At 35.7% G+C, this 15,945-nt stretch carries 9 protein-coding genes; 5 read left to right on the forward strand and 4 right to left on the reverse strand.

All coding sequences use genetic code 11. From position 1 onward, the window contains the following. Positions 1–127: 127 nt before the first annotated feature. Complete coding sequence (locus F6K22_RS06415; protein ID WP_293094775.1) at positions 128–925, reverse strand: SDR family oxidoreductase; 798 nt, start codon at positions 923–925, stop codon at positions 128–130. 296 nt (positions 926–1,221) lie between these two features. Then, positions 1,222–2,079: a Cif family virulence factor gene (locus F6K22_RS06420; RefSeq protein WP_293094778.1), complete on the reverse strand. Its 858-nt coding sequence runs from the start codon at positions 2,077–2,079 to the stop codon at positions 1,222–1,224. Positions 2,080–2,622: 543 nt separating this feature from the next. Here F6K22_RS06420 and murG point away from each other — a divergent pair. The 3 genes from murG to F6K22_RS06435 all read left to right on the forward strand — a co-directional run bounded on the left by murG (position 2,623) and on the right by F6K22_RS06435 (position 7,323). Beyond that, positions 2,623–3,687, forward strand: coding sequence for an undecaprenyldiphospho-muramoylpentapeptide beta-N-acetylglucosaminyltransferase (murG, locus tag F6K22_RS06425; protein ID WP_293094781.1), 1,065 nt, complete (start codon positions 2,623–2,625; stop codon positions 3,685–3,687). A gap of 762 nt (positions 3,688–4,449) precedes the next feature. Beyond that, positions 4,450–4,653, forward strand: coding sequence for a hypothetical protein (locus tag F6K22_RS06430; RefSeq protein ID WP_293094783.1), 204 nt, complete (start codon positions 4,450–4,452; stop codon positions 4,651–4,653). A 609-nt stretch (positions 4,654–5,262) separates the two neighbouring features. Next, on the forward strand, positions 5,263–7,323 hold the full coding sequence (locus F6K22_RS06435; RefSeq protein ID WP_293094786.1) for a mechanosensitive ion channel domain-containing protein: 2,061 nt from the start codon (positions 5,263–5,265) through the stop codon (positions 7,321–7,323). 306 nt (positions 7,324–7,629) lie between these two features. Here the strand turns inward: F6K22_RS06435 and F6K22_RS06440 are convergent, their stop codons facing one another. Beyond that, a complete protein-coding gene (locus tag F6K22_RS06440; protein ID WP_293094788.1) occupies positions 7,630–8,382 on the reverse strand; it encodes a PEP-CTERM sorting domain-containing protein in 753 nt (250 codons plus the stop codon). Positions 8,383–9,529: 1,147 nt separating this feature from the next. On the opposite strand from F6K22_RS06440, the gene F6K22_RS06445 reads away from it, so the two are divergent. Beyond that, the gene (locus F6K22_RS06445) at positions 9,530–11,215 is read left to right on the forward strand and encodes an NAD(P)H-quinone oxidoreductase subunit 4 (protein WP_293094790.1); all 1,686 of its coding nucleotides are present in this window, start codon (positions 9,530–9,532) and stop codon (positions 11,213–11,215) included. A 664-nt stretch (positions 11,216–11,879) separates the two neighbouring features. Continuing rightward, positions 11,880–12,200, forward strand: a complete 321-nt coding sequence (locus F6K22_RS06450; protein ID WP_293094793.1) for a hypothetical protein — start codon at positions 11,880–11,882, stop codon at positions 12,198–12,200. Positions 12,201–13,103: 903 nt separating this feature from the next. Here the strand turns inward: F6K22_RS06450 and F6K22_RS06455 are convergent. Further along, positions 13,104–15,626, reverse strand: coding sequence for a CHAT domain-containing protein (locus tag F6K22_RS06455; RefSeq protein ID WP_293094796.1), 2,523 nt, complete (start codon positions 15,624–15,626; stop codon positions 13,104–13,106). Positions 15,627–15,945 lie beyond the last annotated feature (319 nt).

Raw genomic sequence — 15,945 nt, forward strand, 5'->3', positions numbered from 1 at the left:
AATTTAATTTTCCTGTTTTATTTAGGAGTAAAAAAAACCTCCACCAATAATGGCGGAGGTTATCTATCAGGGTGCATCTACCTTTTCTTTTTCCCATATTTATCTATTAACTCCGGAAATAATCAATTTAATTTTCCTGTTTTATTTTGCTCGTATTATGTCGATGAACCATTGTTGCATTAGCCTGATCTGTGGGGACTACCAATAGTTCACTGATATTGACATGGGGCGATCGCGTCACACAGAAAAAAACTAAATCTGCTATATCATCTCCTGTTAAAGGTGTCAAGTCTTTGTAAACATTTTTAGCCTTTTCTGTATCTCCATGAAACCTAACTTCACTAAATTCTGTTTCTACTAAACCTGGTTGAATTTCAGTTACTCGGACTGGAGTTCCTAATAAATCCTGTTTTAAACCCTCAGAAATTGCCCTAACAGCAGCTTTAGAAGCACAATAAACATTACCTCCAGGATATGCCCCACGACCAGCTATAGAACCAATATTAACTACATGGCCTCGACCTCGACTGACCATTCCTGGCACTATATAACGAGTCATATATAGTAACCCTTTAACATTAGTATCTATCATTTCTTCCCAATCGTTGAAGTCACCGAGATGGAGTTTATCTAAACCGCGACTTAAACCAGCATTATTAATCAAAATATCAATATCTTTCCAAGGTTCAGGTAAAGAATTTATTGCTGATTCAACTGCTAGGCGATCGCGTACATCTAACTTTAATAAATAAATTTTAGTCTGGAATTTTTTAGTTAATTCTTCAGCAAGTTTTTCTAGTTTTTCTTGGCGACGAGCAGCTAAAATTAGTTTAGCTCCCGATTGAGCAAATACATTCCCACAAGATTCTCCAATACCACTACTGGCACCTGTAATTAAAACTATTTTATCTTCAACAGAAATCATTTTTACTATTATAATTTATTGTTTTATCTAAATTTTTACAGCAGATTATAAGTTTATGAGGTACAGATTTATCAGATTTTCAGCAATAGCCAAAAGATAAAAGAGATGAAAATTAAGCCGTACCACATTTTCACTCACAGCAAACATTTAAAATTTAAAAATTTAATTTTTATCGAAAAGTCCAATCCTCTTCTTAGCTGTGTTAAGGACTTTTATCCTACAGGGATAAAAAAGAAAAAATTTTTTTGATCTAATGCTCGAATTTTGAATAAGAGGTAATTATTAATTGTTAATTATTAATTTTTTTCTGTTTCCTCTACAATAACTCGTAAACGATAGGTACTAATAGTAATACCTCCTTTTCGCATTAAAACTGCTGACAACCATCGATCCTCAGAATTTTCTGGAGCCTCACCAATTTTAAAAATTCCGCCAGAAGACAATACTTCTAATTTAAAATTAGTCGGTTCAAAATTATAAGAATTTTCATTAATTGGTTCTCCAAAAGCAGTTCCTAACATAATTTGTTCGCCCAAAGGCTCTTCAACAATCACATCATAATTATACTTTTCACCTACTTCTACTTCTTCTGGCAAATTCACATTAACAATAGGTGGTTTTTTTCCTGATGTTAGCTGATTACGCTCGGCTAAAATTTCTTGTTCAACAATTTTTTCATTTTCATAGCGCTGTTTAGAAGTAATAGTAGACTTTAAAGTTATATCTCTATCTTTCATTTCTTGGACACCAGTAATATAGGTGATAGTTTCCGCCACAATGGCATCACCATCAGTTTCCCAAGATTTAACTGTTGTCCGATATCTAACTGATTTATAGAGTTGCCAAAAATTATCTAAAGCTGCTTCTAAACTTTCCCGATTTAAACCATCAGAATTAGTAAAATCATTACTATAAAAATCCATGACATCTTCCAAGTCTTGACGACTGGCAGCTCTATCAATTTTTTTCAATAGATCTGTCAGTTCTTCAGGTGTTTGATACCTACCTTGAGCTAAAGTCAAATCAGGGGATAAAACTATTCCTGAAAAAACCGTTAAACCAAGTAATAATGAACTAGATAATGTTGTTGATAATTGCTTAAATTTCATCAAAAATTTGCTTTGCGGACGAAATGGGATTTGAGAAATAATCATTTTTAACCTATAAAAGTTGTTGGTTGAAAATTTTCTGGCGATTAGAACCAAGTTCTATGGCCATTAGTTGAATTTTTGCCCAATGTTACTACTGTAATGAACAATAATGAGATATTAGACCTCTTGTAAAACTCATTTTAGTTATCAGTTAGTATCCTAAGTCGTAACTGCGTTTTTTCCTGACGGAATACTCCGCAAACATACTCGATAGCAAAACAGTTAACAGTATCTCGTGCAATAGGGAGACTGGAAATACTGAATTTTCTTTCTCTTAGTGGATTGGATATGGCGAGGTTTCCCGAAGAGTGCAGAGTCGCTCCGGGAAACGCCATCCCACCCTACGGTCCGCTTCGCGACTTGAATTGCGGAGCGTTAACGCGCGTTATGTGTTAGCTAAACGACTGCTTTTTATCCCCTTTCAAGAGGAAGCTATAGACCTTATTTTCTGGTCAAATAAATTACAATACAGAAATTCTCAATTTATCTCGCTTTTAACTTTTAACTTTTGACTTAATTTGTTGTTATACCAGGGAGACAGAAACCTTGACCAATAAACCTGTTAAGCTGTTAATCGCAGCAAGTGGCACTGGGGGACATTTATTTCCAGCGATCGCCGCTGCTAACCAATTAAAGGATTATCATATTGAATGGCTAGGAGTTCCTGACCGTCTAGAAACTAAGTTAGTACCATCCCAGTATCCTCTCCATACTATATCAGTTGAAGGCTTTCAGCAGAAATTGGGCCTGGGGACTTTCAAGATTTTAAGTAGACTTATTGGATCTATTCTACAAGTAAGACGTATACTTAAAGATGGCCAATTTAAAGGATTGTTTACTACTGGTGGTTATATAGCAGCTCCAGCAATTATTGCAGCTCGTTCCCTGGGTTTACCAGTTATACTCCACGAATCTAATGTTTTGCCTGGGAAGGTGACGCGGTGGTTTAGTCGTTTATGTAATGTTGTGGCAGTAGGATTTGAGGAAGGGGCAAAATATCTTCCTTCTAGGAATACTGTGTATGTGGGTACTCCTGTGAGAGAAGAATTTTTGTCTCCCCAATCCTTAGATTTACCCATTCCAGAAAATGTTCCTGTCATTGCAGTTGTTGGAGGTTCTCAAGGAGCAGTAGCAGTTAACCAATTAGTGAGAAAATGTATTCCAGCATGGGTAGAAACTGGAGCTTGGATTATTCATCAAACAGGGGAAAACGATCCGGATGCTTTTAGTGTAGAACATCCCCAGTATTTTCCCATGACATTTTATAATAATATGGCTGGTTTATTTCAGCGGGCTGATTTGGTAATTAGTCGCGCGGGGGCGGGTAGTTTAACAGAATTAGCAGTTACTCATACACCATCCATTTTAATTCCTTATCCTTATGCTGCGGATAATCATCAAGCTTATAATGCTAAGGTTTTTTCTAGTCAGAATGCTGCCTTAGTTTTTACTCAGTCAGAATTGACTGTAGAAAAACTCCAGACTCAAGTTTTGGAGTTATTAAAATCATCAGAAAAGTTACAAAAAATGGCTGTAGGAGCAGAAAGTTTAGCTGTAAAAGATAGTCATCAAAAATTAGCAAATTTAGTTCATCAATTTTTAAGTAATTAAATTATTCATAAGCATTCAGCTATTAGCAGTCAGCTCTCAGCTTTCAGCTTTCAGCTTTCAGCTTTTTATACTAACTTTTATTTGAAGTGGCACAGAATTATGAAATTCATTAATTTATCAAATATAGGGAATAGGGAATAGAGAGGCAGAAATAAAGACAACTATTTGTTACATTTAAATCTAGGAATATATGTACCTTTCTCTCACTGTTTAGGGTATAGGGTATAGGGTATAGGGAGGGAGAAATTAAGACAATTATTTGTCACATTTAAATCTAGGAATATATGTGCCTTTCCATCTCTATATCTACCAGATTTCAATCCCTTGAAGTCTTACTGTTTTTAGATTTTAGTTACTATTTAGGGCTGGCTGATTAAATCTAAAAGCATTGACAGATAAAGGCTAAAGCCTTTTTGGAACGAAAAAAGTAGAACTTTTTGAGCTTGAGAGACTAATAAAGCTAGGATTTTGGTATCTCAAGGGTAGAAAAATCAAGGGACAATAATTCCTTCTACCTCCTCTATAATTCCCATTTCTCCTGTCTCCTGTCTCCTGTCTCCTGACTCCTGACTCATACCTGAATCCATAAGACTTTTTCAGCAAACCCTATTTAATCTCTTAATACTTATTTGACAAACAATCTCTAAAGAGAACGAATGCTAAGTTATGAGCTTTTATTGATACTTTTAATTATCGCTCAATCTCTCAATACTAATTCCCCCGCTCAAGACAGGTATCTAATAACTAATGGCTGGTGGCTGAATGCTTGCAATTATTATTAATAAGGGAAAAAGTAATCAAGACATTAGCTCTAATAACTTAGATAAAGTAAGTATGAACTCTGACTTTAAAAATCAATTGTGTTGGAAATATTTTGATTATCCATCAAGCCAACCAATCTTAGTTTGTCATAATTCAGGTTTAATCAAAACATCATCAAATAGGGCAACAACTCTTTCTTTGTGAATTGGGTTTAAAATATTATTTCCACTGCTGGTTTTTGTCTGACCTTATATACCAATACCCTTCATATAAAACTAAAACTTATAAGGTATGGAACCATGATTAGTAGCTCTTGAGATTACAGAACTGCCAAAAAAAATCCTTAAGTGACCTGCATTAATCTATAGACTCATATACTTTCCTTCTTTATTCTTTCTTCTTCCTTCTTCTTCCTTCTTCAAAAAATCCTTAATGAACTGTATATGGACATCTAAAATACTTTTTGCCTCTATTTGTATAAAATTTTAAGTCACAATAGGAAGCAATAGAATTAAACATACTGGACATCCACACAGTTCCAGTTTTGTGGTGAGTTCTAACCAAAATTCTATTATCTAAAAGTTCGCCAAACGCTAAACCCTTATGAATAACTCCCAGGGATTTCTAAATAATAGAGCAAGTTTGCTTCAGTAATAGTTTCATTTTTCTTAATTATCTCAAAGTTTATGGTAGGATAAAAAATTATAATAGTAAAAGATAGTGCTGAAAAATTAGCAAATTTAGTGCATCAGTTTTTCCACATAAATAAATAGTTGATAATGAAAAATTCATTGGAAGTTTTCGAGGGTGAGTATGTGGCATAAATATTTGTGGCTAAAGTTGACAAAAGTAACAGAAAGTGAACTAGGTAGTCGCCCTCTCGCAAAAAATAATCCCTTGATTATTTCCGCAAACCGAAAAACAGCTACAAGACAAATTTTCAAAATATTAATCATTGCTTGTTTAATACCTTTACTATTTTTTATAGTACCAGCTTGGGGACAAGCCAATAATAATGATTTAGAAACAGCTCCAGTAGAATTGAATGGTAAAGACTTGTTTGAAGTAGCAGGTAATGAAGAGGAAAATTTGACCGCTACTAAACGAGCAGAAATAATCAGTTCAAAATTAGAAAATATCTTCACCTCAGGTGAATCTATAGAGTTAAATATATACAAGAAACACCAGCAGATTATTCTGGCTATTAATAATGACGATCTACTAACAATAACTGCTGAAGATGTTAAGGCAGGAATCAACACAGAGGAACAAGCAGCCATCTGGAAATATAAAATTGAAGACGGTTTTGAATCAGCAAAAAAAGATACTCAGTCTCCCAACCTATTCAAAGTATTATTAATCAGTATTTTTTTAATTTTAGCAGCCGTAGTCCTAGAGTTATTTTTAAGATGGCTTGAGTTTAAAATAAACAAAATTTGTGAGGAAAAATATCCTCAGATTGTCAAATATTTACCAAAACTTTTGCCATTCATGGCAATTTCTATCAGAGTAATAGTGTGGGTAGGTATCATACTTTATATCACCTATATAATACCATTTACTCGCGACTATCGTAATCTGCTATTAGAGATTTTAGGTAATAGTTTTACTTCTCCTATTTTTAATTTAGGCAACAAAGGTCTTTCCATTGTTGATGTGGTTACTTTGATTGGATTAACCATAATAATGTGGAAAGGAGTTGGGTACTTTATTAATATCTTTAGAACAAAAATTATTGGTTTAACAGGAGCAGACCGAAGTGTTCAAGATACAATCAGTTTCTTAACTAGATATGGATTGATTTTTTTAGGTATACTAATTATCCTACAACTTTGGGGTATAGATATTAGTTCTTTGGCTATTATTGCTAGTGTTCTTGGTGTAGGTATAGGTTTTGGTCTCCAGAATATTGCTAACAATTTTATAAGTGGTATTATTCTAGTTTTTGAGCGACCAATTCAAGTAGGTGATTTTATTCAAGTAGAAAATTTAGTAGGTATTGTTGAAAAAATAGGTTTGCGTAGCACTCACATTACAACTTTAGACAAAGTTTCTTTAATTGTTCCTAACTCTCGTTTTCTAGAAAATGAAGTTTTAAATTGGAGTCATGGCAACCCTATTTCTCGAATGAAAATACCGATAGGTGTTGCTTATGGTTCCAATATTAAGTCAGTTAGGAAAGCTATTTTAGAAGTAGCCAAAAGTCATCCAGAAGTATTATTACATCCCTCCCCACAACTTTGGTTTCAAGAATTTGGTGATAGTTCTCTAAATTTTGATTTATTGGTTTGGACTAGAGAACCACGGAAACAATCTCAACTCAAAAGTGAGTTAAATTATCGCATTGAAGCAAGTCTACGAAGATATAAAGTTGAAATTCCTTTCCCTCAAAGAGATTTGCATTTAAAGTCCCCTGAAATAGAGCAAATGATTGAAACTTGGATGCGGAAAAATTCTCCTCCTCACGTAGAACTTTATTATCCTGATAGTGTTCAATTTAAGTTGGAAAATAATATTTCTCAGTTAGATATAGATGAAGAGGATGATGCAAAAGTATTGACTAAAGATTCTCTCAATAATCAAATTAACAAAAACATAAATATAGATATAGATATAGATACCTTAGTTGAGGAAATGCGCGGTCTTAATGGAGTATCAATTAAAGACCGCCAACATCGGTGGGATACCTACTCAAAATGTTTTGTTGGTTCTGAGGCAGTAAAGTGGTTAATGGAAACTCAAAAACTTAACTTAAATCAAGCAATTTCTCTTGGTCAATTATTAATAGACCGTGGCTTAATTCATCATGTTGTAGATAGACATGGTTTTAAAAATCAGAATCTTTTCTATCGTTTTTATGAGGATGAACAATAGGTTCAATAATTGATAATTGATAATGAATAATTGATAATTACCTATCCCTAAAAGGAAGATGATTGACGCGGTAGGGAAAATTTTTTCTTGTTTCTCCACGGCGAGTGAGAGGCTTTAAACCTTAATTATTCGGTAAAATAAAGGAGCAATTGAGTAATTGCTCCTTTAAAAATTTTGGTTCATATTCTTTTGTCAATGTAGATGTAGTTAAATTTGTTTATCGGACAAATTTGCTTATTTCCCTGTTATTAATAAGTAAACCCTAATTAAACTGAATTTGATTTAGTTAATTTATGGAGTAATAGCTTAGTTATTTTTTTGACGACGTAAACCAGCAAATGCTCCACCTAGTAAGCTTAGACCTAATATCGTAGATGGTTCTGGGGTAGATTCCATATCTCCGTTACCACCTTCACCACCAGAAGAAACAAGTCCTTCTAGCTTGCTAGAACCTTCGCGATCTGGGCCAACACTCTGTAAACGTACTCCAAAATTTTGGCTAATTAGATCGTTGAGATCGAATCCACTTGCTGTAAGGTCAAAAGTGATGGATTGAAAATCATCCCTACCTCCTTGAAGACCGCCACTGTTACCAATTTGGATACCGAGTTCAAAATCTCTTTGAGTTCCCCCACCGTTAAGATTAACGTTATTAGCAACATCATTGTTCCTATCTGTGGTTGACCCTGATTGGTCTAATAGAAAATCGAAGTCGTTAGGACCAGGATTTGCTCTCAAAGGAGTAAGAGTAAAATCGCCGATTAAGTTGTCATCTGCAACATTAAAAAACAGTCCGGTAATGTCTCCAATATTGCCAGTATTAGTAGGATCAACTTCTAAGGTGAATCTAACTGTATCTGTTGCTTGATCTTCTAAAGTGACATTAACTTGAGCATCTGTACCTGTGAACTCATCAAGAGTGAAACTTACTGCATGAGCAGGAGTCACTGTAGAAACTCCAATCATTACCCCAGTTGCTAATACAGAAGTCTTGACAACTGAAGTTACTTTTGCCAGAGAACTAGAAAGTTGGTATTTGGAAAATAAGTTGTAATTCATAATTTTTTCTTTCTTTAGCTAGTTGTAAGTTGTGTTTTTTCGCTTAACTATTAACAGCATAGCTAGTTTTTTTTAGCGAATTGCAATACCTTTGGCGTAACTTCATCAAAAAAATATATTTTTATAGCTAATAAAAACACAAAAAAAACAGCCAAAACAATTTCTGAATATAGATTTAGCGTTAATTTAACGACAAAAATATAGTTTAAAGATTGAGTAATGTTTAGTTAAAATTACGGTTCTCTTCCGGATACTTTCAATAAACTATGAAGAACTTAAAATGCCTTTGGTTTGACTCATTTTATGTTTTTTATAAGTAATATTGCAGCCTATTCCATGTAATTCTGGTATAGTGATTCTATGTAGATTTGCTCAACGAAAATGAAACTTTAATTCCATACATCAAAAACTATTTAAAAAGCTACTGCTAAGAAGCTGTTTGTAAACTCATAAAAACCTCTCTCCAAACCTCTCTCCTGCGAGGAGAAAGGCTTTGAAACCCCCATTCCCTTGTAGGGAAGGGGGGCAGGGGGGTTAGGTTTGCGCGGATTCATCGGTTCTATGCAATACTTCTCAAACAGCTTCTAAGTAGGTGAGCATAAATAAATACAATATTATACCAATTCCCATGCATTAATGCTATACCTGGATGACACTTCAGTGATTAAGTAATTAACACAGGGGAAATAACTTCTTCCTTAATTATTAACAATTTAATGTTAATTGTTATTATGTGTACTTTTCCTCTGCTCCCCCACTCCTTTACTCCCCTACTCAAGAAACTATAGAAAAGTATTTGATAAATGGTATTAGAGGGCGGGTTTTGAGAGCTAGATTGTTCCTCCGAATTTCTCTGTCTCCCCACACTCTCCACTCTCCCCACATTCTGCTTTTTTCAGCAAACCCTAGTTAATTCAGTCGGTTGCTCATAATCCCCGTGACAAAAACAACTTCTGACTTCTGACTTCTGAGTTGCGCGTAGCGCTATAGGCCCAACCGAGAAAAAATGATAATCCAATTATCATAAGTTTAGCTTATACTGTCATTTAAGATACATATTTAGATTTATTTACAAACATCTTTACAAAGGTTTACAAAATTTAGTAATATAAAAAAAAAACAAAGGTAAGTATTTGTTCTCACTGTTATGATGGCAACTCAATTTCCCTGGCTCACCACTATAGTCCTACTGCCCCTTCTGGCAGCCCTACTTATACCCCTCATACCCGATAAAAACGGAAAAACCATGAGATGGTATGCCCTTGGCGTAGGTATCGCAGACTTTGCCTTAATGTGCTACGCCTTCTGGAACAACTACAATGCCAGTGACTCTGGTTTTCAACTCGTCGAAAAATATGCTTGGCTCCCTCAAATAGGTTTAAGTTGGGCAGTATCAGTAGACGGTCTATCTATGCCACTGGTACTCTTAGCTGGCCTAGTAACAACACTCTCAATATTCGCGGCGTGGCAAGTAGATTACAAACCACGTCTTTTTTATTTCTTGATGCTGGTTCTGTATTCTGCCCAAATAGGGGTGTTTGTTGCTCAAGACATAATGTTACTCTTCATTATGTGGGAACTAGAATTGGTCCCTGTTTACCTACTAATATCAATCTGGGGTGGTAAAAAGCGTCGCTACGCTGCAACAAAATTCTTGCTCTACACAGCAGCCGCTTCTATATTTATTCTGGTGGCAGCTTTGGGAATGGCCCTCTACGGTGGTGGCAATATTACCTTTGACATGGTGGAACTAGGTCTGAAAGATTATCCAATAGCTTTTGAACTTCTAATATACGCAGGATTACTAATTACTTTTGGAGTTAAGTTAGCTGTTTTCCCTCTACATACATGGCTACCTGATGCTCACGGCGAAGCTTCTGCACCTGTCTCAATGATTCTTGCTGGTGTATTGCTGAAAATGGGTGGATATGGATTAATTCGCCTTAACTTAGAAATGCTCTCTGATGCCCATGTTTACTTTGCTCCTATTCTGGCAATTCTAGGTGTTGTTAATATTGTTTACGGTGGCTTAAACTCTTTCGGCCAATCTAACATGAAGCGCCGTTTGGCTTACTCCTCTGTTGCTCACATGGGTTTTGTGTTGTTAGGTATTGCTTCCTTCACTGACTTGGGAGTAAGTGGAGCTTTACTACAGATGATTTCTCACGGTTTAATTGCTGCAGTATTGTTCTTCCTCGCAGGTGTAACTTACGATCGTCTCCACACTTTGTCATTAGACGAAATGGGTGGTCTTGGTCAAGTAATGCCAAAAGTATTTGCTCTATTTACAGTTAGTGCAATGGCATCCTTAGCTCTTCCTGGAATGAGTGGTTTTGCTAGCGAACTGATGGTATTTGTTGGTGTGACTAGCAGCGATGTTTACAGCTCTACTTTCCGTACAGTGACAGTATTCTTGGCAGCAGTTGGTCTGATATTGACTCCTATCTATCTACTCTCCATGTTGCGTCAAATGTTCTACAGCACTGGTCAAGCACCAGCTTGTATCCTCAAAGATACTCCTTATGAAAATGAAATTCTAGATGAGGCAGTTTGCTTTGGTACTAACTGTGTGTTACCTGCGAAAGCTGTTTATACAGATGCTAAACCAAGAGAAGTAGCGATCGCTGCTTGTTTCTTAGCTTTGATTATCGGAATTGGTTTATATCCTAAGATGGCAACTCGGATGTATGATGCTAAGACAGTTGCAGTAAATACTCAGGTACGTCAATCATACACTTTTGCTAAAGCTAATCCTCAACTGTTTGCTAAAGGAGCTTTCTTCCCCAGACTTCCTGAGTCTGAAGTATTATCTGTTTCTGGTGTGTTTAAATAGTATGGCGATCGGGATTTAGTAATTAGGTTTTACCTTGGCTGAAAATTTTAATTTTGTTGAGAGTAGGGATATGACAAGAGTCTATCCCTACTCTTTTTTTTTGTAAAAAATTACTGAAGAGAAATACTCTGAAGAAGGAGTCATATCAAATCCGGTAGCATTGGTTTCAATAATTGATAATTGATAATTACCTCTCCCTAAAAACGGATAGGATTGAATAAAAGGAAAATATTTTCTTGTTTCTCCTTTAAAGGAGAGGCTTTAAACCTTAATTATTTGGTAATTAGATAGTTAATTAAGAGTCAGGAGTCGTAGGGGCGATTCGCGAATCGCCCCTACTCCCTACCTCAACAAAAAGACTTTTGAGCGCAAACCCTAAGTATAGTGATGATCGTCACACCAGGGCACTGATTTAGTTCAGTTTGCTGTAGTCTGTGACTCACTCTCTCGATAGTCCCTGACTCACTCAAACCCAACCAAAATATCACCGTAATTTTCCTTACAAATCACAACTATCACCAAAAAAAAGGGTGATGATTAAAACAATTAGTTCAAACACAGGAAACGAAAAACCGTGAAAAACCAAATCATTGCAATTACAACAACAGCCAAAAAACACATTAACAAACAAAATCTGAACTCCTTATTCGAGGAACTCACTGATATGGAACTGGAAACATTAGTGTCGGAAAAGAAGTCCTTAACAAAGCAGACTCAACCTGTTCAACTTGGGGAAGAAGAGTCAGAAAGCTTCTTCTCCTATGAAAAATCAGAAGTAGAACAATTTCCAAGGCAAACAAATAGTTTACACAGACAAAGAAGAATAATTTTAGAAGAATTAGATGAATTATTAGAAGAAGTAGGAAGCTTCTTATCGGAAGAGGAAAGTTCAGTTGATGAAGAATCAGAAAGCTTCTTCTCCCATGAACAATTAGAACTAAAAAAATTAGTAGACGAATTAGAAGTATCAGTAAAAGAATTATAAGATTTTTTCTTGCTTTTTCAGCCTATTCCATATAAGTTTGGTACGGTGGTTTTATTAAATTTTGTCAAAAAGAATTAAAACTTAATTCTATACTTCAAAAACTATTAAAAAAGCTAGTGCTACTTTCATTAATTGATAATTGATAATGGATAATTGATAATTACAAGAAGGTTAAAACCGCTCTTGATTGAATATAAGGAGATATTATTTCTTCTCTTGGTTGATTGGATATGGCGAGGGGACCTCGCCATCCAAGGACCGCTTTTTTCCCCTATCCAAGGGGAGGCTTCAAGGCGCGAATTATTTAATTATTAATAATTAAATAATTCATCACACTGGAATGAGCTGTAAGACTTTATAGACCATCTGCATTTAATACAATTGTTTAACTAGGGCTTGCTGATTAAATATAAAAGCATTTACATATAAAGGTTTGAGAAACTTTAGGTCGGGAAGAAGTACCAGCTTTTGTGTTAATAAAGCTGAAAAATTAAGCATTTTGGAGTAACGCGAGGCAGAAAATTTAAGTGGCTCAGGACTTACGCAAAATATCAAATCATACACCGTCTGTAGGGGTGATTCGCGAATCACCCCTACTAGATAGCGGTGCGACCCCGCGTCGGCGTCAGACGCAAGCGGTCGGACCCCGCGACGACGCCAGTCGCAAGGGAACGCCGACCAAGAGAGGGAACGCGCACTCCTGTGAGGGAATGCTGACCAAGAGAGGGAACGCGCACCAAGAGATGCTGGTTCTGCGTAAGTCCTGTGGCTATGATGAACGATTACTCTTCTACAACTCCCTGCTCCTCCTAATTCTTAACTACTCCTGTACGGGCGATTCGCGAATCGCCCCTCCGACCTACTCCCTACCTCAACAAAAAGACTTTTGAGTGCAAACCCTAACTATAACCAATTACCAACAAGAATAAATGATGACCAATGATAGGGTATATTGTAATTAAAATCTGGTTCAATTTCTCCGTTAATAAATCTCATTTGAACTTGACGTAGTGCTTCTGCTTTTTTCAGTTGTGAACTATCAGATTTCAATAATTGTTGATAAAACTGTTTCATTAATTCTGCTGTAGACGCATCACTTACCCTCCATAAACTCCCTACAACACTACGAGCGCCAGCTCTAATAGAAACTCCAGCTAAACCCAATGCTGCTCGCGTATCCCCCAGTGCTGTTTCACAAGCACTTAAAATTAATAATTCTATTGCTCGATCCGATCGCTGCAAATTATCACTCTGAAGCAGTCGATCTAAATCCCGAACATTAATACGTTCATCCCATCCTAATATGAAAGTATCATCAGGATTAGAACTGAATTGTCCATGAGTTGCAATATGGACGATACTAAAGGGTGCAGAATTAATTTTGTCTTGAATATTAATTTTCGTGAAATTTTCATCTGCTAATTGTTCAGATTGTGGTATTGTTTTTTGAATTGCTTCTAGTTCCTGTTCAACATTAGGCAAGCGACCATAACCTTCCTGCTCAAAACTTGGTGCTTGTTGACCTGTTCCCGCAGTTAATACTCGTAGCTGCTCTTTTAATAATGGTTTGGGATCGACCAATTGCAAACCAGGAGCAATAGCGATCGCGTATCGTTCAACTAGATATCGTTCCCGTTCGCTATCATACAACACTGACATGGGGATATTTCTGAGTAACCCATCCAAGACAAAAACTAAGGTTTTAATTTGACTCGTGTCGTTTTCTAGATTTGTTTCCAAGTCTTTTTCAAATGGTTTGATTAACCACTGATAAAGTTGATTTGCATTTGACTGAACGCTAATTTCTTCTTGACTTCTAATGTAAACTAGCAGCAAGAATAGGTTTTCCTTAAATTTCGCTTCAAAGTCCCTATCACTTACTGAAGCATAACGAAAATTATCAACACCAGGCAACTTAAGAATAACACTTAATTGATTCTCTAATAAAATTGGATAAATAACCGCTGCATTTTCATCAATTTCATCAATATTAATATCCTCAGCATTAACACAAGCATCTTGGAAAAAGTTATCCAATTCTGCCAATTGTAGAGATTCAATCACTTCACGAGCAGCTTTGAGATTTTGCAAACTTGGTTGAGTTGAGTCTGTTTCTGGTTGCAGTAGTAATGCCACCAATTTTCTATATAGGGGTTCAACGCTAGCGCGAAAATCAAACTGAATATCTCGATTTAAAGCTACCAAGTTTCGTCGTAAAACTTGCAAAGTATTAAAAGCAGATTTGTAAGCTAAGAGTGCTTCTGGGGTTTTTCCTTGCTGAATGAAAATATCCCCTAATTGTTCTTGGAATTGATAAGCAATATCAGCAGCGGATACTTTTTGAGCGATCGCTAATCCTTGATTTGTCAATTTTAGTGCCTTTTCCAAGCCTCCATTCTTTTGGCTCAGTTTGCCTTGAATGCCAATTCCATAAGCTTCTAAACGATAATTATTAATAATTTTTGCTTCCTGAATTGCCCGATTTAATAGTTCGTTAGCTGGAGTAAGTTCAGCCAAATTAGTCTTAAGTTTAGCTAAGGTTGATTTAGGATCTATTTCCTCAAAATCAATAAAAATTTCTGCTAATTTAATTCTTGCTTGAATCGAGTCAGGAGTGGGATTAATTTGATTTAAAGTTTGAATAATTTGGGGTAAAGTTTCAATCTGAAATTTTATATAAGGTTGCAGCCAAATATCGCGAGGTTCTCTAGACCATTGTCTAAATTTGAGCATCAAACTAAGATGATTAATAGTTGCTTGAATTTGAACTAATTTTTCAGGAGAAATAGTGGCAGATTCTTGATAATTAGATAAACCTTGTTCGACTAGAGCTTGAAGTGCTTCTTCCTCTTTTCTTCTTCTGAGATTAATATTAGCAATACCTTGGGCTTGAGAAAGGAAATTATTGCCTAAATTAAGCAATAATTGACTTTTGCTATTGTTAGAATCTGCCAAGGCAAAACTTGCTTCTAAAACTTGTTGAGATAATTCCAATTTGCCAATCGCCCGCAATCCATTTCCCAAACTTTGTAAACCCTGAAAATTGAGATTAGGATTTGATGTTTGAAACTTTAGCAGAAAATTTTCTAGGTCATTTGTAGTTAAGCGATCGCATTCTAAATCATTGCCAAATGCTTGTAGAATTGTATTACAAGAACGTCGATAAAAACCCAAACTTGTTAAAGCAGAAGCTCGATTAATTTGAGTGCCGATAATACCAATTTGATTCTTATTTTTACGATAAATAACTTCTGCTTGTTCCCAAATTTCTAATGCTGCTTCAGCTTTTCCTTGTTGTAATAATTGGATTCCTTGCTGAACTAAATTAGAAGCAGAAGATTCTGCGAAAACAGGAGATAAAATATTAATTCCTAGGATTAAAAAGAAACTCAATAGGGCGATAGTAAGTAATTTTATGATCTTCATATTATACCTATAGGAAAAAGATAATTGATATCATACTGTAGGTTGGGTTAAGCGGTAGCGCCACCCAACAAAAACCTATGATGTTGATGTTGGGTTTCATTCTTCAACCCAACCTACGCAACCCCCTCAAAAATCAAAAGGAGTAGCAGAAAAGTGAGTAATTTGATTATCTTCATATTATACTTCTAGGAAAAAGATAATTGATATCATACTGTAGGTTGGGTTAAGCGGTAGCGCCACCCAACAAAAACCTATGATGTTGATGTTGGGTTTCATTCTTCAACCCAACCTACGCAACCCCCTCAAAAATCAAAAGGAG

The organism is Okeania sp. SIO2F4 (assembly GCF_010672385.1).
In the GTDB taxonomy this organism is placed as follows: domain Bacteria; phylum Cyanobacteriota; class Cyanobacteriia; order Cyanobacteriales; family Microcoleaceae; genus Trichodesmium.